At 70.1% G+C, this 22,351-nt stretch carries 19 protein-coding genes; 15 read left to right on the forward strand and 4 right to left on the reverse strand.

The genetic code is table 11. From position 1 onward, the window contains the following. Positions 1–75: 75 nt before the first annotated feature. Positions 76–2,196 carry a hypothetical protein gene (locus tag VM221_08335; protein ID HUT74827.1) on the reverse strand — a complete coding sequence of 707 codons (2,121 nt, stop codon included), beginning with the start codon at positions 2,194–2,196 and terminating at the stop codon, positions 76–78. A gap of 1,024 nt (positions 2,197–3,220) precedes the next feature. Here VM221_08335 and dnaA point away from each other — a divergent pair. The 8 genes from dnaA to serS all read left to right on the forward strand — a co-directional run bounded on the left by dnaA (position 3,221) and on the right by serS (position 12,492). Beyond that, the gene (gene dnaA / locus VM221_08340) at positions 3,221–4,582 is read left to right on the forward strand and encodes a chromosomal replication initiator protein DnaA (protein HUT74828.1); all 1,362 of its coding nucleotides are present in this window, start codon (positions 3,221–3,223) and stop codon (positions 4,580–4,582) included. Between the two features lie 318 nt (positions 4,583–4,900). Then, complete coding sequence (gene dnaN, locus VM221_08345; GenBank protein HUT74829.1) at positions 4,901–6,007, forward strand: DNA polymerase III subunit beta; 1,107 nt, start codon at positions 4,901–4,903, stop codon at positions 6,005–6,007. A gap of 85 nt (positions 6,008–6,092) precedes the next feature. After that, positions 6,093–7,241 carry a DNA replication/repair protein RecF gene (gene recF, locus VM221_08350; GenBank protein ID HUT74830.1) on the forward strand — a complete coding sequence of 383 codons (1,149 nt, stop codon included), beginning with the start codon at positions 6,093–6,095 and terminating at the stop codon, positions 7,239–7,241. A gap of 42 nt (positions 7,242–7,283) precedes the next feature. Beyond that, positions 7,284–7,838 (forward strand): DUF721 domain-containing protein, encoded by a 555-nt coding sequence (locus VM221_08355; GenBank protein ID HUT74831.1) that lies wholly within the window; start codon positions 7,284–7,286, stop codon positions 7,836–7,838. 64 nt (positions 7,839–7,902) lie between these two features. Then, a complete protein-coding gene (locus VM221_08360) occupies positions 7,903–8,484 on the forward strand; it encodes a hypothetical protein (GenBank protein HUT74832.1) in 582 nt (193 codons plus the stop codon). 23 nt (positions 8,485–8,507) lie between these two features. Then, the gene (locus VM221_08365) at positions 8,508–9,968 is read left to right on the forward strand and encodes an RtcB family protein (GenBank protein HUT74833.1); all 1,461 of its coding nucleotides are present in this window, start codon (positions 8,508–8,510) and stop codon (positions 9,966–9,968) included. A 13-nt stretch (positions 9,969–9,981) separates the two neighbouring features. Next, the gene (locus VM221_08370) at positions 9,982–11,124 is read left to right on the forward strand and encodes a sodium:calcium antiporter (GenBank protein HUT74834.1); all 1,143 of its coding nucleotides are present in this window, start codon (positions 9,982–9,984) and stop codon (positions 11,122–11,124) included. Between the two features lie 93 nt (positions 11,125–11,217). Beyond that, complete coding sequence (serS, locus tag VM221_08375) at positions 11,218–12,492, forward strand: serine--tRNA ligase (GenBank protein HUT74835.1); 1,275 nt, start codon at positions 11,218–11,220, stop codon at positions 12,490–12,492. A 43-nt stretch (positions 12,493–12,535) separates the two neighbouring features. Here the strand turns inward: serS and VM221_08380 are convergent, their stop codons facing one another. From VM221_08380 to VM221_08390, 3 genes are read right to left on the reverse strand one after another with little or no spacing between them, the layout of a single operon-like run. Then, positions 12,536–13,564: an HAF repeat-containing protein gene (locus VM221_08380; protein HUT74836.1), complete on the reverse strand. Its 1,029-nt coding sequence runs from the start codon at positions 13,562–13,564 to the stop codon at positions 12,536–12,538. Between the two features lie 33 nt (positions 13,565–13,597). Then, positions 13,598–14,761: an iron-containing alcohol dehydrogenase gene (locus VM221_08385; protein HUT74837.1), complete on the reverse strand. Its 1,164-nt coding sequence runs from the start codon at positions 14,759–14,761 to the stop codon at positions 13,598–13,600. Between the two features lie 55 nt (positions 14,762–14,816). Then, positions 14,817–15,863, reverse strand: coding sequence for a hypothetical protein (locus VM221_08390; protein HUT74838.1), 1,047 nt, complete (start codon positions 15,861–15,863; stop codon positions 14,817–14,819). 230 nt (positions 15,864–16,093) lie between these two features. Here VM221_08390 and VM221_08395 point away from each other — a divergent pair, with 230 nt between their 5' ends. The 7 genes from VM221_08395 to VM221_08425 all read left to right on the forward strand — a co-directional run. After that, a complete protein-coding gene (locus VM221_08395) occupies positions 16,094–16,360 on the forward strand; it encodes a zinc ribbon domain-containing protein (protein ID HUT74839.1) in 267 nt (88 codons plus the stop codon). A 53-nt stretch (positions 16,361–16,413) separates the two neighbouring features. Then, positions 16,414–16,740, forward strand: a complete 327-nt coding sequence (locus VM221_08400) for a methionine--tRNA ligase subunit beta (GenBank protein ID HUT74840.1) — start codon at positions 16,414–16,416, stop codon at positions 16,738–16,740. Between the two features lie 252 nt (positions 16,741–16,992). Next, on the forward strand, positions 16,993–17,493 hold the full coding sequence (locus VM221_08405; protein HUT74841.1) for a chemotaxis protein CheW: 501 nt from the start codon (positions 16,993–16,995) through the stop codon (positions 17,491–17,493). 56 nt (positions 17,494–17,549) lie between these two features. Further along, a complete protein-coding gene (locus VM221_08410) occupies positions 17,550–18,032 on the forward strand; it encodes a chemotaxis protein CheW (protein HUT74842.1) in 483 nt (160 codons plus the stop codon). Between the two features lie 10 nt (positions 18,033–18,042). Continuing rightward, a complete protein-coding gene (locus tag VM221_08415) occupies positions 18,043–20,253 on the forward strand; it encodes a response regulator (protein HUT74843.1) in 2,211 nt (736 codons plus the stop codon). A 15-nt stretch (positions 20,254–20,268) separates the two neighbouring features. Beyond that, the gene (locus tag VM221_08420; GenBank protein ID HUT74844.1) at positions 20,269–21,768 is read left to right on the forward strand and encodes a diguanylate cyclase; all 1,500 of its coding nucleotides are present in this window, start codon (positions 20,269–20,271) and stop codon (positions 21,766–21,768) included. Next, positions 21,728–22,351, forward strand: a 624-nt coding sequence (locus VM221_08425; protein HUT74845.1) for a protein-glutamate O-methyltransferase CheR, incomplete at its 3' end; no start/stop codon positions are given. The genes VM221_08420 and VM221_08425, both read left to right, overlap by 41 nt.

A 22,351-nucleotide genomic window follows, 5' to 3' on the forward strand; every position in this document is an offset into this window, starting at 1 on the left:
CTCTCCGGTCAACTCCACCAACGAAAATCGGCCACACCCGGGCGGCTCCGACTCTGGCCGGGGCGGACTGTTTGACTAAGGATTCTCCCCCGCTTGGTCCTCCCGGGGTCCGAACATGGAGGGCGGGGGGGCGGGGCCGGCGGGCGGCATCGGCGAGGGCGTCGGCGGGCGCGGCGCCAGGGTCTCCCCCTTGCGCAGGAGCACCACGTACTCGCCGAACCGCGCCACCGCCTGGTAGCGCCGCGTCAGGTACGCGCCGATCAGCGGATCGAGCGCCAACCCCTGCTGCCAGCGCGCCGCCGGGGGCGCCAGCACGACCAGTCGTGTCCGGTCGGTCTCCAGGTCCACCACCGCTTGCGCCATGTCGCCTGCCCCGGCCTGCCCCTGGTACACATAGTCCAGGCGAGTCGCGTTGGGCCGGTCCGCGAGGAAGTAGAGGTCCGGCCGCCCGGGCGCGCAGAAGACCGGTTCCTCCGGCGCGCTCCGTTTCTGCAGGAAGTCGGCGACGGCCCGCAAGTCTCGCGCCTCATCCGGCGGGACCCAGACGCCCCCCGCGGCCGGCAGGTCGAGAGGCGCCCAGGCGGCTGCCGCCGTGGTCGGCCGCGCGCCCACCACCTCGGCCAAACCCAGCGCCGCCGCTCGCCCCCATCCCAGGGAAGATGCCGCCACGCCCGTCAGCACCAGAGCGGCGACCCACGCGCGCACCGCCCGCAGATGATCCCACGGCGGCCAGCCCACCAGCGACTGCGCCAGCGCCTTGGCCGACCACCCGAACACGAGCGTTGCCGTTATCATCGCCATCGGTAGGGACTGAGCGAGGTGATAGGCGTCGGCGGTGCGTCGCGACCAGCTCCACATGACCGCCCCGAACGCGATCACGGTCAACGCCGCGAACTCCGCTTCTCCCACCCGGCGATGGACCAGGCGCCACACCAGCAGCGCCAGGCCGGCTGCGTAGATCGCCGCCTGGAGCCTTGCCTGCACCGGGTCGGTCGCCGGCCGCAGGAGGGCGAATACGGCGCCGCCGGCTCCCGCCGCCAGGTCCGCGCCCAGGGCCGTCAAGGCGCCCCGCGACGCGAAATAGACCAACAGCGGCGCCCAGACAACCACGACGCCCACCACGAGCGGCGTCAGCGCCCATAGGCCGAGCGCGAGATCCACTCCCTGCGCGCCCACCCGTCGCATGACGAAGGTGCGCTGCCGAAGCCAAAGCATCAGCGCCAGCGCCGCCGCCGCCGACACGCCCAACGCCATATCGAACGCCAAGGCAAACCCTATCAGCAAGCCCACCGCGAACCAGTTGGCGCGGCGGCGGCCGCTGCGCGCGAACCCCATCGCGATCGCGCTCAGCCCCAGGAACACGGACGGATTGCCTTCACCCGCGAGCGCCGCCAGCAGCGCCGCCGCGAACGCCAGGCCCGCCGGCAGCATCACCCGCGAAACCCCGTACACCGCCAGCGGCAGCAGCACCGGCCCCACCGCGAGCGCAATCTTGCCGGCCGCCAGCGTCTTGCCGAAGGCGGCGAGCGCGCCGGCGTGCAGGTAGGGCGCCCCCGGCGCAAACACGCTGCCCAGGTCGCGGTACGGGATCTTCCCCGCCAGCAGCGCTTGGGCCGCATGCGCCAGCAGGCCCTGCTCCGGCGCGGTCATGCCGTCGCGCAGGTGCAGCGCTTGCCACCGCGTCGCGACCGCGATCAGCGCGAACGGCGCCAGCAAGCGCGCGGCAGCCGACACCCACAACGCGAAGGCGACCACGCTCCGCGCCGTCGCCCCGGCGCCGATCCGGCGCACGCGCCCGCCGGCCATCCCCGCGACTAGCGCCAGCTTGGCCGCGGCGACCGCCGCCGCGGCGATCCACAACAGCGACCCTGCGAGGTGCCGCGGGATCGGCAGCCACACCGCCGCCCAGAGCAGGGCGAAGGGGGCATAGGTCAGGGCGTCCGCGGCGATTGCCGACGCCCACGATCTCCCCGCGGCGTGCAGCGCGGCCGCGCACGCGGCGGTTGCGGCGGCGGCCGCAGCCAGGTAGAGCACGGCCCTACCGACGATGCCGAATGGGACCGACGCGGGGAACGGATGGGAGGTCGCAGCGGTGGACGCGATGAGGCCCCCGAACGCCACGGCCGTCGCCGCTGCGACCGCGATGGCGCGACTACGAAGTGCCGGTGCGCCGGGGATCGCGGAGGTATCATTCATGCCAGGCGCGTTCCGTCATCGCGGCGCGAAGCGCGCGGCGATGACGGTCGCGGTGATTATATCCGCGGCTCGGCGACGGGTCAATCCTGCGCGCGCTTGCCGGTGCTTGCTCGGCCAAAATTTTCCGCATCATCAAGAGGGATTTGGGTCCGCTCCTGCGAAAGCAGTTAAGGCGTTGGGAGCAAGCGACCTCGCGCTTCCCGCGGCGAAGATTGTTGCGGTCGGTCGCGAAGGCGGCAGGGGTCTGGCGAGCCGGTGGCGAAAAGTCGTGACGCAGGACCTCTTGGCTGTATCGCCAACCGGCGCGGGGGCGGACGGTTTCTGATGCGCCCGGCCAGTGGCGTGCCGTGAGGCCGGAGTTGGCGGGGCCCGACGGGGGTGTGTCGGCGACGGGGCGGCGCTGACGACCGGGTGGCGAAGGCGGAGCAGCGCCCATACTATTCGAGTTGCACTGACATGCGGCTTTGGGGGTGATCGCTGGCAGCGCCGACGGGGATCCCTTCTCAAGATATCCACAAGTGTGGAAACGTCTGTGCATAACCTCTGAATCCGGTTCGGAAGAGCGCGCTGCAAGGAGGTGTTTCGCAACATCCAATCCTGCTTGAGCACAAAAGTCGCATAGCAATCCCACGGGGATCACGGACACTGGACTGAGCGGCGCTGATGCGTGCGCCCGGTCGAGGTCACGACCGCCGCACGCGGGTATGCAATCATCCTGGAGGCGCCCCACCCAAGAGCGGGGTCAGCGAGATGCGCCCGGTCCGGCTTGCGGGTGGAGGTCGCCCAGAGAGTCCGCCGCCACTCGGTGGAGGCTTCTGGGGCAGGCCGAAGGGCATAGTCACCGCACTTATCGCCGCCACGTTCGTCGCCTTCATACAGCATCAACTGCACCAGAGCCCGCCGCCGCAAGCCGAGCACCTTCGGCCTGTCCCATGTTACCGCGGTTTTCGACGTGCGCCCTCGCGTCCGCTGGCCGCTGACACCCCGTCGGGATCACCACTTCCTGAGGAGGGTATGCCTGATCATGGGCCGCTCGGCTGACGTGCTGTCTGAACTGTGGCAAGATCTGGTCGCGAGCCTGGAGCGCGCGCTGTCGCCCGCCGCGCTCAATCGTTGGCTCAAGAATATCAATCCCCTCTCACTCGACGCCGACTGCCTGCGGGTCGGTGTGCCGAGCGCTTTCGCCCGCGATTGGCTGGAGCGCAAGGCCGCTCATCACATGCGCGCGGAGGCCCAGCGCATCCTGGGGCGACCGGTGCGCCTGGAGTTCGTGCTGCAGCAGCTCGACCTGGGGCTTGCCGACGAGGTGGCGGCACCGCCGCCGGCGCCGGCCGCCGCGCGGCGTCGCGATGAGTTCGCGCCGACGCCGCTGATCCCGCGCTACACCTTCGACAACTTCGTCGTCGGCAAGAGCAACCAGTTCGCGCAGGCGGCCGCGCTCGCTGTTGCCAAGGCTCCGGCCAAGACCTACAATCCGCTGTTCATCTACGGAGGCGTCGGCCTCGGCAAGACCCATCTCATGCACGCCATCGGCCATCACGTTGTGGCCAGCCGCCCCGAGCTCAAGGTCGCCTACGTCACCGGCGACACCTTCACCTATCACGTCGTCACCTCTATCCGCGAGGACCGCTTCGGCGCCTTCCGCAGCCGTTATCGCAACGTTGACCTGTGGCTGGTGGATGACATCCAGTTCATCGCCACCAAGGAGCGCACGGAGGCGGAGTTCTTCCAGACCTTCAACGCTCTCTACGAGACCGGGCGCCAGGTGGTCATCACCTCCGACCGCCCGCCCAAGGAACTGCAGATCATGGACGCCCGGCTGCGCTCGCGCTTCGAGTGGGGCCTGATCGCCGACATCAAACCGCCGGACCTGGAGACGCGCATCGCGATCCTGCAGCGCAAGGCGGCGCTCGACGGCTGCGATGTGCCCGATGACGTCATCCGCTACATCGCCAACATGGTGCAATCCAACATCCGCATTCTCGAGGGCGCCCTGACCAAGGTCATCGCCGCCTCCTCGTTCGCCGGGCAACCGCTGGGCCTGCACCTCGCCATGGAGCAACTCAAGGATCACTCGGTGGGCGATTACCTGCGCCCGGTCAGCATCAACCTGGTGCAGGAAGTCGTCGCCCAGCACTTCCACCTTACCCTTGCTGATCTCACCGCTCATAAGCGCACGCGCGAGATCGTGTTCCCGCGCCAGGTCGCCATGTATCTCGCGCGCGAGTTGCTCAAGGCCTCCTTCCCCGAGATCGCCAAGCGCTTCGGCGGCAGGGATCACTCCACCGTCATTCACGCCTGCAACAAGGTGCGTGAGCGCCTCCAGCACGACGAGCAGTTGCGCGCCCTGATTGGCGAATTGACCAACACGCTGACGCCGCGGTAGGCGCCGTGAGTTTGCCGTCGGGCGCGGCGCGCCCGCGGCAACACGATCAACTTGTGCAATATGCTGTGGGTACCGCTGTGGACGGTCGCCGCATCACGCGACAGCGGTTGCCGTTGGGGATAACCAACACCTAACCGCTTGCTTGATACACAGGTTACCCACCGCCTGCTTGGCCGCGGGTGAGCGTGGAACTGCGCTTGTCCACGGCTTTCACAGGATTATTATTATTATTACGGAATTATATTTCTTACCAACGACTATGGAACGGTGGGTACAACTCGGCGGGAAGGCTGACTGCTCGGGCGCAGGAGGACTTTGTTGAGATTTACCAGTCGCCGCGGATTGCTGTCTGATGCACTGCAATTAGCTTCGCGCGTGGTCACCGGCAGAAGCACGCTGCCGATACTGAGCAACGTGCTGCTGGAGGTCAAAGGCGAACGTCTGCGCCTGCTGACCAGCGATCTTGAGATGTGGGTGGATTGCAGCGTCCCCGTGGACCACGCCGAGGACGGCGCGATCACGGTGCCGGCTAAGATCCTCAACGAGGTGGTGGCGAGCCTGCCCGGGGGCGAGGTCAGCCTTGCGAGCGAGGACGGGAACGCCGTCACGGTGACGTCGGGTAAGTCTGAGTACGCCATTCAGGGTCTGGCGGCGGAGGAGTTCCCGGCAGCGGCCGCGCCCATCGGAGGCGTCGCGCTGACGCTGCCGCAGGCGGCTCTGCGCTCCCTGCTGCGGGGCACGGAGTTCGCCGCCTCGGCCGACGAAACACGCGCCATTCTCACGGGGATGCTGTTGGTGTGGAACGGCGAGAAGCTGACGGTGGTAGCCACCAACATGCATCGCCTGGCGCTCGACGCGGTGGCGGTCGCGGGCGGGCCGGCGCAGGAAACACAAACGGTGGTGCCGGTGCGAGCCCTGCGCGAGGTGATGCGCTCGCTGTCCGCGGAAGCGGAGCCGACGGCGCGCGTGCATCTCGGAGAGAACCACGCGCTGTTCGAGCTCGACCACGTCGCGATCACCTCGCGCATCATCGAGGGGCAGTTCCCCAACTACGAGCGAGTGATCGCAATCGACGCCGAACACACGGTGCGCGCGGAGCGCCTGGCGTTGCTCGCGGCCCTGCGCCGCGCCGACATCGTCGCCCGCGCCGAGGCGGACAAGGTGATCCTGCGCGTGCAGCCGGGCGCGATGATGATCGAGGCCGAGAGCCCGGACGTCGGCCGCGCGCGCGAGGAGGTGCCCATCGAGCTGGAGGGCGACCAGATGGAGATCGCTTTCAGCGCCCAGTACCTCATAGACGCGCTCGAGGCCATGCCCGGGGAGCAGGTGGAGATCAGCCTCAGCGGCCCCCTCGGCCAGGGCGTCATGCGGGCGGTGGGTAACGCGACCTACCTCTACGTGGCCATGCCCCTGCAGATAGCGTGACCGGCGACAGCTTGCAGGCAGGCGCCACCGCCAGCGGCACCCCGTCCGGTTCGTGCCAGCCAGCGGCGCAGCGGGTGCGTAGGCGATGAAGCTTGAGCGACTGCAGCTGCGCGATTTCCGCAACTACCGCGAATTGGAGCTGCTCCTCGACGACCCCTGGGTGCTGGTGATCGGGGCCAACGCCCAGGGCAAGTCCAACTTGCTGGAGGCGATCGCGCTCGCTTGCGCGGGCCGCTCACCGCGCGCGGCGGCGGACGTGGAGATGATTCGCTGGGGGCAGGAGCAGGCGCGCGTGGCGGCGCGCGTCGCCACCGCGGCGCGCGGCACGCTGGAGATGGAGGCGATCCTCGCTTCCCAGGCGCGCCGCCAGGTGAAGATCAACGGCTCGCCGCGGCGGGCAGGCGACCTGGTGGGGCTGGTGGGCCTGGTCCTGTTTGCGGTTGATGACCTCGATGTGGTCAAGCGCGACCCCTTCGCGCGACGGCGCTTCCTCGATACCGAGCTCGGCGCCCTCAGCAAGTCGTACTACTGGAACCTCACCCGCTATCGCCGAGTCGTGGACCAGCGCAATCGCCTGCTCAAAGACATCCGCGACCGCGCGCGGGCGCGTGGCGAGCTCGAGACCTGGGACCAACAGCTCACCCACACCGGCGCGGTGGTGGTGGAGAAGCGCGCGGCATTCCTGCGCGCGGTGAGCGCGCCCGCGGCGGCCGCCCACCGCCGGCTGGCGGGGAGTGACGCGACGCTCGAGCTGCGCTATCTCCCGGCGCTGGGGGAGGACGGCGCGTGGGCGCGAATCGCGACCGCGGCGGAGACGCCGGAGCTGCGTCGCCACATCGCCGAGCGACTGGCGCGTGCGCTGGCCCAGGGGCGCGCCGAGGAGATCGAACGCGGCATGACCCTGTGCGGGCCGCAGCGCGATGACTTCGAGATCATCGCCGGCGGCGTGGACCTCCATCGCTTCGGGTCCCAGGGGGAGCAGCGCACGGCCGCCATCGCGCTGCGGCTGGGGCTGGTGCGGGTGGTAGCCGAGGGCGTTGGCGAACCGCCCCTGCTGCTGCTCGACGACGTCTTGTCCGAGCTCGACGCGGAGCGCCGAGCGGGGCTGTTCGAGGCGCTGGGGGGCGCGGGGCAAACCATTGTCACCACCACCGACGTAGACTCCATCCCGGCAGGGGTGCGGGCGACGGCCAGAAGGTTGAGAGTCGGGGACGGGAGGGTCGTCGCCGCCTAGCGGGCGCGCAGGTCGCCCTGCGGCGATAGGGGCTGGAAGACCATGGAAGACGGGCGCCTGGGCGAAATCCTGCGCGGGTTGATGCGCCGGCACCATCTCGAGCGGCGCCTGCGCCAGCGCGCCGCCATCCAATTGTGGCCCGAGGTGGTGGGGGCCGATATCGCGCGCAACTGCTGGCCGCTGCTGGTGCGCGACGGCGTGCTGACGGTGGGCGCCGTCAATCATGCGTGGGCGCAAACGTTGCAGCTCATGAGCACGCAGATCGTCGAAGCCTTCAACCAGCGCGCGGGCGAGAGCGTGCTGCGCGAGATCAAGGTGCGGGTTGGCGACCGCGCGCAGCGGCCGCCGCCGGCAAGTCGAGGCGCCGCGGTGCCGCCCGCGGCGCCGCCGCTGACGCCCGAGCAGCAGGCGCGTGTGCGCGAGTTGAGCGCGCACATCGAAGACCCCCAGTTGCGGGCCCAGGTGGGGCGCGCGCTGGCGGGGCTGATGCGCGTGCGGCGAGTGCGTGAGGCCCAACGCGGGCGCGTCTGCGCGCGCTGCGGGCGCGAGTTCGCGGGCCGCGGCAGGTGCTGTCGCGGTTGCGCGGCGAAGGGCTGACGTGCTACACTCCGCTGGGGGCGGGCGAGTCGGCCGGTCGCGGTCATGAAGGAGACCTAGACGCATGGAGATCCGGGGAGCGCGCGCGGCGGTGGTCGCGGGCAGCCTGGTCGTGTTGGCGGCGGCAAGTTTGCTGGCAGGATGTAACCGGGACTACAGCACGTACCGCGGCGGGCCGGTCGCTTTCTCGACTCACAGCTACCGCATAGAATACCCGGCCGGGTTCGCGCGCTGGGAGCTGCCGCAGACCGATCGGGACATAGTTCCGGTCAGCTTCTTTTACGAGAACATCCGTTTCGATCCCAAGGATCCCAAGCAGCGATCTCCGGGGATGATCTTCGTGCGCTGCCACCGGATGCGCGCCGGAGAGAGCGTGCAGGCGTTCGTGAACGGGATGTACGACGAACTGACGCCGCAGTTCTTGGACGTTAAGCTGCGCAAGGTGCCGAAAGGCTCGTCGGGGCGGCCGGAGTACGTGCTGTCGGTGGAGAATGAGTCGTACCAGGTGGCGCGCGTGATCCCGCTGCCGCGCGAGAAGCTGGCTTACGAGGTTGAGACCGTCTGCGCCCCGGCTCAGCGCAAAGCGTTCGAGGAACTATTCGGGCGAGCGCGCGAGAGCTTCCAGATCCTGCCCCTACGCAAGTAGGCGGGAGCGCGAAAGGAACGCCCGTGGGCAAGCAATGGGAGGGGCCGCTGCAGGAGGCGGGCCCTTGCCGCTATCGGATCCCCCGCAGCTACAAAGCGCAGATGCGCACCGATGGCGTCGTCTTCGCCTCCGCGCCGATGCTGCCCGACATCAGGTCCGACCAGTCGCCCGAGCAGGTGGCCAACGTGGCCTGCCTGCCGGGCATCGTCGGCGACGCCATCGCCCTGCCCGACATCCACTACGGCTACGGCTTCCCCATCGGCGGCGTGGCGGCGACCGATGTCGAGCAGGGAGTGGTTTCCCCCGGCGGCGTCGGCTACGACATCAACTGCGGGGTATGCCTGCTGCGCACCGACCTGCGGCGCGCCGCCGTCGCCCCCAAGCTGGAGGCGATCATCAACCAGGTCTTCCGCGACGTGCCCTCGGGGGTGGGCTCGGAGGGGCGGGTGCGGGTGAGCGAGGCGGAGCTGCGGCAGGTGTTGCAGCAGGGGGCGCGCTGGGCGGTGAAGGCCGGCTACGGCGACCCCGAGGACCTTCAGCACATCGAAGACGGCGGCTGCCTCCAGGGCGCCGACCCGGGCCTGCTCAGCGAGCGCGCGCGCAAGCGCGGGCGGCCGCAGCTCGGCACCCTGGGCGCCGGCAACCACTTCCTGGAGCTGCAGGAGGTGTGCGATATCTACGATCCCGCCGTCGCCCGCGCCTTCGGCATCGAGGAGGTGGGCCAGGTCACGATCATGGTGCACACCGGCTCGCGCGGCCTCGGCTACCAGGTGTGCGACGACGCGCTGGCGCTGATGCAGCGCGCGATGCAAAAGTACCGCCTCGAGCTTCCCGATCCCCAGCTCGCCTGCGCCCCCGTCAATTCGCCCGAGGGACGTGACTACCTGGCGGCGATGGCGTGCGCCGCCAACTACGCCTGGGCCAACCGCACCTGCATCACCCACTGGGTGCGCCAGGCCTTCGCCCGCGCGGTCGGCGCCGCCCCCGCGGCCTTGGGGCTGCAGGTGGTGTACGACGTCGCCCACAATATCGCCAAGCTCGAACAGCACCAGGTCGCGGGCAAGCCCCGCCGCCTGTGCGTCCATCGCAAGGGCGCGACCCGGGCCTTTCCCGCCGGGCACCCCGACCTCCCGGCCGACTACGCCGCGGTGGGCCAGCCGGTGATCGTCCCCGGCGACATGGGGTCGCACTCCTACCTGCTGGTGGGCACTCCCGAGGCGATGACCGCTACCTTCGGCTCGACCTGCCACGGCGCGGGGCGGCTGATGAGCCGCCACCAGGCGGTGCGCACCGCCCGCGGGCGCGACATCGTGCGCGAGCTGGCGGAGCAGGGAATCCTGGTGCGCGCGGCGAGCCGCGGGGTGGTGGCGGAGGAGATGCCGGGCGCCTACAAGGACGTGGACGTGGTCGCCGCCGCCTGCGAGTGCGCAGGCATCTCCCGCCGCGTGGCGCGCATGCGCCCCCTGGCGGTGATGAAGGGATAGCGCCCCACCGTAGATGGAACACCTGCACGCGGATACCGTCTTCAAGTTGCTCGTCAGCCTCGCGGTCATTCTCGCCTCCGCCGAACTCTTCACCAACGGCGTCGAGTGGCTGGGGCGCCGCCTGAGCCTGGCCGAGGGCGCGGTCGGCAGCGTCCTCGCCGCCGTCGGCACCGCCCTGCCCGAGACCCTCATCCCCTTCGTCGCCATCCTCATCGCCGGCGGCGAGACCGGCCGCCAAATCGGCCTCGGCGCCATCCTCGGCGCCCCCTTCATGCTCGCCACCCTTGCCATGTTCATCACCGGCCTGGCGGCGATCGTCTTCGCCCGCCGGCGCCCGGCGGGCGCGACCGTCATCCTCAACCGGGCGGTGGTGACGCGCGACCTGGGGTTCTTTCTGGTCATGTACGCGGCGGCGGTCGCGACGTCGTTCGCCCCGGGGCGGTTTTTTCACCTCATGGTTTGCCTGGGGCTGCTGGCGGCATATGCGCTCTACCTGCGCCGCACCTTCGCCGACCCGAGCGTGGCCGACGGCGAGGTCGGAGCGCTCCGCTTCCAACGGCTGCTGGCGCGCTGGTGGTGGTGGCGCCGGCGCCCCGGCGAGGACGCGGTGCACTGCGGCGAGTGGCTGGAGAGCGTGGGCAACGGCGCCCCGCGCCTCCGGGTCATCCTGGGGCAGGTGCTGGTAGCGCTGGCGGGCATCGTCGGCGGCGCCTACATCTTCGTCGGCGCGGCCGAGGAGACGGCGCGCGCCCTCGGCGTCGCTCCCCTGCTGGTGGCGCTGGTCATCGCCCCCGTCGCCACCGAGCTGCCGGAGAAGTTCAACAGCATCGTCTGGATGCGCCAGGGCAAAGACACCTACGCCGTCGGCAACATCACCGGCGCCATGGTCTTCCAGAGCTCCTTTCCCGTCAGCCTGGGGCTGGCCTTCACCTCCTGGCGCCTGGCGGCGGCCGCGGGCGAGCCGCAGCGCGCGCTCTACTCGGTTGCCCTCGCCCTGGCCGGCGGGCTGTGGCTGCTGGCGGCGACGCGGCTCGCCCCGCGCGAGATGACCGCCGCCGGCGACGACCGCCCGCTCATCCGCCTCCACCCGGCGGTGCTGCTGGCAGGCGGGGCCCTTTACGCGACGTTCCTGTTCCTGCTCATCAAGGGTATCTGACCCGCGCGCCGCCGCATTTGACATCACCGCGCTCGCCCCGCTATCATCCTTGCGGCCATCCGCCCACCAATCCTGACGGCCCGAGGAACCCTGATGCTCGATCTCAAGTTCATCCGCGAACACCCCGACGACGTGCGCGCGGCGCTGCGCAATCTCCACGAAGAAGCGCCTATAGATGACATCCTGCACGCCGACGAGCGCCGCCGCGCCCTGCTGACCGAAGTCGAGGGGCTCAAGCAGCAGCTCAATGAGCGCTCCCAGCGCGTCGCGCGCGCGGAGGCGGGTGAGCGCCCGCGCATTATCGCCGCCAGCCGCGAGTTCAGCGATCACATCTCCGAGCTCGACGCCGAGGTGCGCGAGGTCGAGGCGCGCCTCAACGAGCTCCTGCTGCTGGTGCCCAACATGCCTCACCCCGACGTCCCCGTCGGCGACAGTGAGCAGGACAACGTCGTCGTCCGCACCTGGGGCGAGCCGCGCGCGCTCGGCTTCGAGCCCAGACCGCACTGGGAGCTGGGAGAGGCGCTAGGCGTCATTGACTTTGAGCGCGGGGTCAAGGTGTCCGGCACCCGCTTCTACGTCCTGCGCGGGGCGGGAGCGCGGCTGCAGCGCGCCCTCATCACCTTCATGCTCGACGTGCATACGCGCGACCACGGCTACACCGAGGTCTATCCCCCCTACATGGTCAAGCGCGAGTGCATGGTGGGCACCGGCAACCTGCCGAAATTCGCCGACAACCTCTACCACGACGACCAGGACGACATGTGGTTCATCCCCACCGCCGAGGTGCCGGTGACCAACCTCTTCCGCGACGAGATCCTGGAGGCCCACCAGCTACCGCTGCGCCACGTCGCCTACACCGCCTGCTTCCGCCGCGAGCAAATGGCCGCCGGCCGCGACACGCGGGGAATCAAGCGCGGCCACCAGTTCGACAAGGTCGAGCTGGTCAAGCACGTCGCCCCCGAGACCTCGGACGAGGAGTTGCACAAGCTGATCGCTGACGCCGAGGACATCCTGCGCCGCCTGGAGCTGCCCTACCGCGTCAACCAGATGTGCACCGCCGACCTCAGCTTCAGCGCGGCCATCAAGTATGACCTCGAGGTCTGGGCGCCGGGGGTACAGGAATGGCTGGAGGTTTCTTCCTGCAGCAACTTCGGGGACTTCCAGGCGCGCCGCATGAACATCCGCTATCGGCCCGAACAAGGCGCGCGCCCGCGCTTCGTGCACACCCTCAACGGCTCCGGCGTCGCCCTGCCGCGCACCCTGATCGCGGTTATCGAGAACTACCAGCAGGCGGATGGCAGCGTTCGCATTCCCGAAGTGCTTCTCCCGTACATGGGCGGGGTAGAAACCATCGCCGGGGCATCATGAGGAAGGCGATCCGCGCGCCCGATTGGGGTTCCTCCGACGACCCTCACTCCGCCGGAGTGAGCCGGAACGCCCGCCGGTGGCCATTATGTTCGCCGGTGCCGATGACTTCCCCACGATCGTTGATCGCATTCGCGGAAATCAGCACCCAGCCCGAGTCTCCCGGTATGCACTGATTAAGATCGTGCATGACGCCGTCCTGAAAGAGAAAGGCATGTGACCCGTCGCCCGCAACCTCAAAGGTGCCGACCACCCGACCTCGGTTGTTGACACCCCGCGCCCCGCCCCCGAGCCCTTCAGCCGTCGGCAAAACCGTGACCTTTCCGCTGCGCCACACAACCGGATGGGAGATGAAATGGGGGGCGCGGGTCTTGCGCGCCGCCGTGCCCACCACCATTCCATCCTCGTTAATCGCGCTCGGCTCGCTCCAGATCCACCCGCCGCCGGGAGGGACGCCGAGATCAACTGCCTTTCCGTTTGTCCACAGCCGCGCGAAACCCGCGCGGCGGCCGATCACCTGGCCCTTGTTGTTGATCCCGTTCGCACTGCCCTTGCCCAAGCGCGTCAGCTTGCCATTCCGCCAAAGGAACGCATAGCCTTGCCCCCCTCGCTTCTCGTGAACCCAATAATCGCCCGCCACCTGCCCCCGATCGTTGATGCCACAGGCGCGGCTGTGCACGGCCTCCTTCGGGATCCCGCTTAGGCGCGTCATCTTCCCGGCTCTCCACAGAAACGCGTGGCCGCGGCCCCCGGCGACGTGCGAGGAGCCGACCACTTGCTTCTTGTCGTTAATGCCCAGCGCCCCGCTGAACTCGCCACCAAGGGTGCCGAGATCCGTCATCTTTCCGCTGCGCCAGAGGAACGCATGCCGCATTAGCTCAGCGAAGCTGCCGGGCTCGCCGGTGGTACTCGAGCCCACGACCACGCCCCGGGCATTGATGGCCGAGGCGTCGCTTCCCCGCCCCCCGAGAACCCCGAGGTCGGTGACGGTGAAGCGCGGCGCCGCCGTCGCGGGCGCAAGCGCCGCCAGGATGATTGCGCCAACTGCGGCCCAAAGTAAAGCCTTTGCTCTCAATGGCTTGCTCCTTGGAGGCGAGGCCCGATTGAGCTATTCCCCGCCCTCCCACGCCCGTTCGAGCAACTGCAAGGCGTCCTGCTCCGTCACCGCGCGCGGGTTGGTCTTGAGACTGCCGGACAGCATCGTCCCCGGCAACATCGCCGGCAGGTCCTCGCGCTTCACTCCCACCTGAGCCAGGGTCAGGAGCAGGCCGATCCCCCGCAGCAGTTCCCGCACCGCGCGTACGCCGTCGGCCGGCGTCGGCTGCTCCCGCCCCGGCCGCAGCGCGCGCGCGACCTGGGCGAACTTCTCCCCCGCCGCCTCCAGGTTGTACTGCATGACGTAGGGCAGCAGCAGCGCGCAGGCCGTGCCGTGCGGGAGGTGATGCAGCGCCCCCAGCGGATGCCCGATGGAATGCGCCGCCCCCACCCCCGTGTTGGCGAAGGCCATGCCCGCGGTCATGCTTGCCAACGCCATGCCGTCGCGCGCCTCGGGGTCGCCGCCGTCGCGCACCGCCCGCTCCAACCACGCCCCCACCAGCTCGATAGCCTTGAGCGCCAGCGCGTCGGTGACCGGGGTGGCGCGCCGCGAGACGTAACCCTCGAGGGCGTGGGTGAGGGCGTCGGCGCCGGTGCGGGCGGTCAAGTCGGGCGGCATGGAGTCGGTCAAGGCGGGATCCACGATCGCCGCCGCCGGCACCCAGAAGGGGCTGCGCAGGCCGATCTTGGCGTTAAGCGAGGGGCTATAGATGACGGCGTTCTGGGTGATCTCGGCGGCGGTGCCGGCGGTGGTGGGGAGGCCGATGAACGGCAGCGCGGGGCGGTCAATGGGTTTGCTCTCGGGCGGCAGATACCGCTCGGTCTTGCCGCCCAGGGTGATGATTCCCGCCGCCGCTTTGCCGACGTCGAGGGGGCTGCCGCCGCCGATGCCGATCACCACCTGCGCCCCCGCCGCGCGCACCGCCTCGACGCAAGCGTCCACGGTCGCACTGGAGGGCTCGGGCTCGACCCCATCGAAAACCAGCGCCTCAACCCCGGCAGCGGTGAGCACATCGCCCAGGCGCTGGGCGAGGCCGGCGCCGCGGGTGACGGTGCGTCCACACACGACGAGCGCGCGCGTGCCGTGCTGGCGCGCGGTCTCGCCCGCGCGCTCGAGCGCGCCGCGGCCGTAGATCATGAGCGGAGGAAAACGAAGCTCGTGGGATCGCGACCTCAAGGGGGTGCGCCCTCGCTCGCGCCGCCCGCAGCCTCCGGGCATGGGGGTGCGGCGGCTACCAGCCCCATTTGAAGATTACGTGCTCGACGCTTTGCAGGACGTAGCTGATCCCCAGCAGGCACAGGCAGCCGAGGAACACCCACTCGACATTGGTGCTCAGCACCATGGACTGCACGCCGCCGGCGTCCATGGCGGGATTGGTGGCGTCCGGCATGAACTTCAGCGTCGCCACCGCCTGGTGCAGGAACTGGAGGGAGCGGACGTACGCCTGGTGCAGCGGAATCCGCGCCGCGAACATGACCCCCACGGTGGCGGGATAGGCCAGCCACTGCAGGATGCGGAACTTGCGTTCCTGGTGTTCCTCGTAGATGGGGCAAGTGCGGCACCGCGCGCGGCCGCGGGCGCCGCTCTGGCGCACGGCAAGCGCCTCCTCGTGCGCCCACGCCTCAGCGCCCTGCGCCATCTTCTCCGCCAGCGACAGATCGCACAGGCACCCCGAGCCCGCCTTCCAGCACGATCGGCGCTCGCGAAGCCGAGGGCAGACGTTGCCCGCCGAGCGGCAGCGCACCAGGTCCCAGCATGCCGGTATGAGCGACCGCGGACGCACCGTCACCGCCCTCGATCCACCGGGCACGCGGGCGCGCTGCGGCCAGCGCGTCGCCGCCAGGAACACCTGCACCGCCCCCCACGAGGCCGCCACCGCCAAGACGGGTTTGCCCGACGCCTGCGCGGCGAGGACGATGGTATCCGTCAGGAGGTTGGCGGAGCGGTAGTCCATCTGCAGCGCCGCCCCCACCAGCGCGGGCAGGCCGACATAGAGACACCCGCCGACCGCGCCCGCCGCCAGGGTCGCGGACGAGGACTCGTGGTAGCGCACCAGGGCGAACATGACCGCGAAGAACGCCCCCCAGGCCAGCACCTTGGCTGCGGTGGACACCCACCGCGCGAGAGCGGCCTGCGCCGCGAAGGACAATGATTGCTGGGAGTTTGGTATCTTCGGGAACGCCGTGATGTGGTGGCTTGCGACACCGTAAATCAGGTATGCGAGAGCAGCCGCGGAAGCGATAACGGCCGCGATCAGGGCCTTCTCGGCGATGATCAAGAAAGGCCCGACAACCCGCGCCTTCGGCCCGCCCTCCTGAGGGGTACGCCTCGCCCTGGTACTACCGACGCGTTGAGGCATGGTCGTCTCCCCGCCTGGCAATCGAGTTTACCACAAGGCGCACATGCGCACAAGCGCACCCGCTTTCCGAGGTCACACCCTCCTATTCCCTCGCGTTGACAGCGACCTGCGGCGGTGCTATAGTCGAAGCATGCACAAGCGCCCGGGTGATGACCGCGCGCGCACGACGTTCGAGGAAGCCAAAGGTGCCGATATACGAGTTTAGATGCTCCGCCTGCGACCACGAATTCGAGGCCTTGTGCCGCATGGGCTCCGGTGGCAGAGGCGCCGCCTGCCCCCGCTGCGGCAAGCGGCGGCTGCGTCGGCTGCCATCAAGGTTCAGCGCGCGTTCGGGGGATGGAGCCGGCAGCGCGGCCGCCGCCGCCGGCAGCGGCTGTGCGAGTTGCTCGAGTCGGAATTGCTCCACCTGCCGGTAGCGCGATCTGGCGGGCCGAGCAGGCGAGAGACAGAAAAGGCGACCGGGGGCGCGATGATCACCATCCAGGATTTCCAGAAGCTGCAGATTCGCGTGGGCGAGGTCATCGCCGCCGCCAAGGTGCCGGGGGCGGACAAGCTGCTCCAGCTCACGCTCGACTTCGGCGACGAGGCGCGCACCGCGGTCGCCGGCATCGCCTTGTGCTACCAGCCACAGCAGCTCGTCGGCAAGCGCGTGGTTGCCATCACCAACCTCCAGCCCGCCGTTATCCGCGGCCTGCGCTCCGACGCCATGATCCTGGCCTGCGGCGACGAGCGCGACCTCTCGGTGGTGATGACCGACCCCGAGCGCCCCGCGCCCAAGGGCGCAATCGTGCGCTGAGGTTTACCGGGCAGCGCCGGGCTCCACCGACGCTCGCACCCGCACGCAGCCCCCTTCGTCCGCGCCTCAGCCGCGCCGCGTCGCCGCCGGCCCGCAACGCCCATCCTGTGCCCCGGCGAGACTGCGGAATCCCCAGAGGTTGTGGAATATACCATCGCATGCTCCGGGCGCGAGGGGACAGTTCCCCGTCGCCCAGGGTAGCGCCCAGGGCTGGGGCGGGAAGGAACTGTCCCCTCCCGGGCAGGTGCAGCAATGGCCGCACAACAGGCAAACCAGGCGGTGATCGAGCGGGCCGAACGCCTGCGCGCCGAGCATCGCGCAGCGGAGCGCAAGTCGGAGATGCTGACGCTGGTTACCTTCCGCCTGGGGCGCGAGACCTATGCGCTGGCTGCCCACCAGGTGCGGGGCGTCATCACGCGGCAGACGGTGGTGCCCATTCCTTCCACCCCGCCGCACCTGCTGGGGATTACGAACTTCCGGGGCGAGATTCTGCCCGTATTCGATCTCACGGTACTGCTGGGTCTGGGCACGGCGCCGACGGCGCCCGATTACCTGCTGATCGCGCGCCCGGGCCCGGACACGGCGGCGCTGGGATGTGATAGCTGTCCGGAGGTGGTGCAGATAGCGGCGGATGAGATCAAGCCGCCGGTTTCGGCCAGCGCCGCGCCGGACGCCCGCTACCTGCGCGGGCAGGCACTGGTGGCGGGGGGCATGCTGCGCGTGCTTGACGCGGACCAGGTGCTGCGGTACTAAGGCAATGACACGAGGCGGCCCGGCACAGCCCGGGCTCGCGAACGCGGTGGGCATCTGTGGCGGAGGCTGCGCGGGACCGACAACCTACCCTTGGGGTTGCCCCCCCGATCACCGCCGGCGAGCCCCTGCCGGAGGCCCTGCAGGTCGTCCTCTTCCGCGCGGGTGGCGTGCTGTTTGCGGTGCCGGCCAACGAGGTGGAGCAGGCCCGGCGGCGCGACGACGACCGCGCCGCCGACGTTGATCTCGCGGCGGCGCTCGGCGGGGGCCCGCGGGACCGCGCAGGGATGGCGTTGATCGTGCGACACCAGGGAAATCACCTGCGCCTGCTGGCGGATGAGGTGCTGAAGGTAGCGGCGCTGCCGTTGGCGGTCATCTACCCGCTGCCGCGCCTGGTCGCCGAAAGCCAGCGCGGCGGCTACGTCAGCGGCGTCGCGATCTGCGGCGACGAGCTGGTTCTCATCCTCGACGCGGGCGCGCTCGAGCGGGAAACAAGCGCCGCGGCGGTTGCCGGCCTCGCGCCCAGCGGCATCGAGGGATAGACCACAGCACATGCCTGAGCAATTCGAGCTGGCGCGCTTCCTCGAGACCTTCGTCACCGAGGCCAGGGAGCGCCTGAGTCGCATCGAGCGGGGAGTGATGCGCCTGGAGCACGGGCCGGGCGACCCCGACCTGTTCGGCGAGCTGCTGCGCGAGGCGCACACGCTCAAGGGCTCGGCGCGCATGATCGGGCTCATGCGGGTGGACGAGCTCGCCCACCGGCTGGAGGAGGTCATCGGCGGCGTACGCGACCTCGGCGAGCAGCCGCCGCGGCCGGCGATTGATGTCATGCTCGAGGCCGCCGACGCGCTCAAGGCGCTGGTGGAAGAGGCGGCCGGCGGTCCCCAGGCGGCGGACACGGCGGAGCTGACGAAGCGCATGGGGCGCTGGGGAGGGCAGGCGGCCGCGGCCGCGTCGGGCGCCGCCGAAACGCTGTTTTCGCCGACCGCAGCGGCGCCGCCGGGGGCCGGGCGGGCCGAGGCGCGCGCCCAGCGCGCAGCGGGTTTGGAGCATACCGTCCGCGTTGACGTCGCGAAGCTGGAGAAGCTGTCGAACCTGAGCCTCGACCTGGTGTCAACCTGCGAGCAGATGAAGCGCGCCGAGGAGGGATTGCGCCGGGCGGCGCAGGAGGCGCAGCGGATGCGCCGGGCGCTGACCGAGCTGGCGGTGCGCCTGGAGGAGGCGGAAAGGTCGCCGGCGCGTGCCGCTGCGGTGGCGCGCGATCTGGCCAACGCCGCCTCCCAGCAGCGCGCGCTGGCCGACGAGCTGATCGGCGTGCGCCAGGCATTCGAGACGGACGCGCATCGCGCCCACCTCGTAACCGAGGAGATGCGCGAGCTCGCCATAGACCTCCACATGCTGCCCATCGCCACCGTGTTCGACGCTTTCCCGCGGGCGGTACGGGACCTGGCGGCGGAGTACGAGAAGGAGGTGCAGTTCCTGATCGAGGGCGGCGAGGTCAAGCTCGACAAGAAGATCATCGAGGACATCGGCGAGCCCCTGCTACACCTGTTGCGCAACGCGGTGGTGCACGGCATCGAGGTGCCGGAGGCGCGAGAAAGCGCGGGCAAGCCGCGGCGGGGCACCATCGGCATCAGCGCCGCCACCCGCGCCAACCGCATCCTCATTGCGGTGCGCGATGACGGCGCGGGGATGGAGGTGGAGGCGCTCAAGCGCAAGGCGCTTGAGCGCGGCCTCATCGCGGAGGACCAGGCGCGGGAGTTGACCGACCAACAGGCGCTGGACCTCGCATTCCAGCCAGGTCTATCCACCACGCGCATGATCACCGACGTCTCCGGTCGCGGCATCGGCATGGACGTGGTGCGGGCGGTGGCGCGCCGCCTCAACGGCACGGTGGCGATCGCGTCGCAGCCGGGGGCGGGGTGCACCATCACCCTGGAGCTGCCGCTGACGCTGGCGATGATGCACGTGATCCTGGTGCGCGCCGGCGGCTGCGACCTGGCGATGCCCAGCTCGTTCGTGCGCGCGGTGCTCAACGCCGGGGACGACGGCAGGCGCTCCCTCCCCTTCGAGGGCGAGGCGCTGGCAGTGGTGAGCTTGGCGGGGCTGATGGAGCTGGGGCCCAACGGCAATGGGCGCAACGGCAGACCGCGCCGCATCGTGGCCATCCGGGCGGCCGGCGAGCAAGTGGGGCTGGCGGCGGACGACGTGCTGGAGGAGCGAGAGGTCATCTTGCGTCCCCTGGGGCCCCACCTCTCGCGCCAGCGCAAGGTGATGGCGGCGACGCTGCTGGCGGAGGGACAGGTGGTGCCGGTGCTTGATGTCCCCGGGCTGGTGGACGCGGCCCGCAGCTACCAGCAGCGGGTGGCGGCGGCGCCGGTGGCCGCTCCCAAGCCGCGGCCGTCGGTGCTGCTGGTGGAGGATTCCGTCATCACCGCCGATCTCGAGCGAGCGCTGCTGGAGCAGGCCGGCTACGAGGTCGTGACGGCGGGTGACGGCGTCGAGGCGCTGGCGCGACTCGCCGAGCGCCGCTTCGACCTCGTCGTAGCGGATGTCGAGATGCCGCACATGGACGGCTTCACTCTGCTGGAGCGGGTGCGCGCGAGCACCGACTACCCACAGCTGCCGGTGGTCATGGTCACGTCGCGCCGGAGTGTCGAGGACAAACGGCGCGGCCTGGCCTTGGGCGCCAACGCCTACATTACCAAGGGCACCTTCGACCAGATGGCGCTGCTGGACACGCTGGGGCGGCTGATCGGATAGCATGGGGCGGAGCTAATGGCGGGAGAACGCATCCTGGTAGCCGACGATAGCGCGACGGTGGTCGCGATGATGAGCGCGCTGCTGGCGAGCGCGGGATACGAGGTCGCCACCGCGGCCGACGGCATGGCCGCGGCGGAAGCGGTGCTCGGCGCCCCCCCGGACCTCGTCCTGCTCGACGTCAACATGCCGCGCATGAACGGCTACCAGGTCTGCCGCCTGATCAAGAGCGACCCGGCGCTGCGCGACCTGCCGGTGGTGCTGCTGACGTCGAGGGACCAGGTGAGCGACAAGTTCTGGGGGGCGCAGAGCGGGGCCGACCGCTACCTGACCAAGGACAGCGGTCCCGACCTCATCCTCACCGGGGTGCGCGAGGCGCTGGCCGCGCGTCGCCCCCGACCGCCGGCGGCGGCCGCGCCGGCCGGCCAGACGCGGCCGCTCGACCTCCTGAGCCGCCTCAATGACCTGCTCGACCGACGCCTGTTCCAGGCTACCATCCTCAACGAGGTTGCGCGCGTGGGGCGCTCCTTGCAGGACCTGGAGCAGTGCGCGAGCGCGGTCATGAAGACCCTGAGCCAGCTCGTGGACTACCACCTCGCCGGGGTCCTGCTCGCCGGGGACGAGGGGGGCGAGCTCTACGTGTGCCAGGCCAAGCCCGTCACCCGCGCCTGCCTGGACCGCTTCGAGAAGGACTGCCTCAACGCCCTTGCCGCCCGCTCGCAGGAGCCGCCGGAGCGCGACCGCTGGCGCGTGAGCATCTTCGATGAAGCGGGCGCGGGCGACCCCGCCGACGACCTCAAGCACCTCATCGTCCTGCCGCTGGAGGCGGAGAACAGCCCCGTCGGTCTGCTCGCCTTCGCCGGCGGTCAGCACATGGCGGTCGCACGCGAGGATCACCGCCTGCTGTCGGCGCTCGCCGACCAAGTCTATGTCGTGCTCGACAACGCCCGCCTCTACCGGAGAGTGCAGGTGATGGCGGTGCACGACGACCTGACCGGCCTCCACAACTTCCGCTACCTGCGCGAGCGCCTGGCGGAGGAGTTCGCGCGCGCGGGCCGCTACGGCTCGGAGATGTCCCTGGTGCTGATGGACATAGACCATTTCAAGGCCGTCAACGACCGCTGCGGCCACCAGGTCGGCAACCTGGTGCTCACCCAGATCGTGGCGGTGCTGCGCTCCCAGATCCGCGACCTCGACGTCGCCGCGCGCTACGGCGGAGAGGAGTTCGCGGTGATTTTGCCCATGACCGGCGTCAAGGGCGCGCTGGAGGTAGGCGAGCGCCTGCGCCGCGCGGTGGCCGAGGCGCGCTTCGGCACCGAGGAGGATCCCCTGCAACTGACCGTCAGCCTCGGCGTCGCCTCCTTCCCGGCGATGCCGGTGGCGGCGCCGGACGAACTGATAACCGCGGCCGACAACGCGCTCTACGTCGCCAAGGATGACGGCCGCAACTGCGTGCGCTGCGCAGGTGACCTCGAATATGAGCGAACCCACTCTTCAGCTGACCCCACCGCAGTTTGATCGTCTGCGCCGGCTAATCGAAGAGCGCGCCGGCATCTACTGCCCCGATGCGCGCGCGAGCGTGCTGCAGCGCGCGCTCGCGACGCGCATGCACCTGTGCGGAGCCACCGACTGGGAGCGCTACCAGCGGCTGCTCGCCTCCACCGGCGACGCCGAGCTGCGCCAGCTGCTGCGCTACATCACCGTCAGCGAAACCTCGTTCTTTCGCATCCCCTCACAGTTCGAGGCGCTCCGCCGCGTGCTGGTGCCGACGATCACCGGCAGCGCCCCGGCCGGCACGCTCAACGTGTGGAGCGCCGGCTGCTCCACCGGGGAAGAGCCCTACTCGATCGCGATCACGCTGGCGGAGATGGGCACGGTGCTGCGCCCGTGGCAGGTGCATCTCCTCGCCACCGACGTCAGCGCCGCCGCCATCGAGCATGCGCGCGCGGGGCGCTACGGCGAGCGGGCGCTGCGCGGAGTTCCCCGCGGCTGCCGCGCCCGCTACTTCGGGCGCTGCGCCGACGGGCGGCCCCCGGGCGCGGCCGAGCACGAGATCTCCCCCGCCGTGCGCCGGCGCGTTCGCTTCGAGGAGTTCAACCTC

The organism is Armatimonadota bacterium, assembly GCA_035527535.1.
In the GTDB taxonomy this organism is placed as follows: domain Bacteria; phylum Armatimonadota; class Hebobacteria.

Coding starts and splice junctions, on each gene's coding strand:
- VM221_08335 (HUT74827.1), bottom strand. CDS start 2,196: ATGAATGATACCTCCGCGATCCCCGGCGCACCGGCACTTCGTAGTCGC.
- dnaA (HUT74828.1), top strand. CDS start 3,221: ATGGGCCGCTCGGCTGACGTGCTGTCTGAACTGTGGCAAGATCTGGTC.
- recF (HUT74830.1), top strand. CDS start 6,093: ATGAAGCTTGAGCGACTGCAGCTGCGCGATTTCCGCAACTACCGCGAA.
- VM221_08355 (HUT74831.1), top strand. CDS start 7,284: ATGGAAGACGGGCGCCTGGGCGAAATCCTGCGCGGGTTGATGCGCCGG.
- VM221_08360 (HUT74832.1), top strand. CDS start 7,903: ATGGAGATCCGGGGAGCGCGCGCGGCGGTGGTCGCGGGCAGCCTGGTC.
- VM221_08370 (HUT74834.1), top strand. CDS start 9,982: ATGGAACACCTGCACGCGGATACCGTCTTCAAGTTGCTCGTCAGCCTC.
- serS (HUT74835.1), top strand. CDS start 11,218: ATGCTCGATCTCAAGTTCATCCGCGAACACCCCGACGACGTGCGCGCG.
- VM221_08395 (HUT74839.1), top strand. CDS start 16,094: ATGACCGCGCGCGCACGACGTTCGAGGAAGCCAAAGGTGCCGATATAC.
- VM221_08400 (HUT74840.1), top strand. CDS start 16,414: ATGATCACCATCCAGGATTTCCAGAAGCTGCAGATTCGCGTGGGCGAG.
- VM221_08405 (HUT74841.1), top strand. CDS start 16,993: ATGGCCGCACAACAGGCAAACCAGGCGGTGATCGAGCGGGCCGAACGC.
- VM221_08415 (HUT74843.1), top strand. CDS start 18,043: ATGCCTGAGCAATTCGAGCTGGCGCGCTTCCTCGAGACCTTCGTCACC.
- VM221_08420 (HUT74844.1), top strand. CDS start 20,269: ATGGCGGGAGAACGCATCCTGGTAGCCGACGATAGCGCGACGGTGGTC.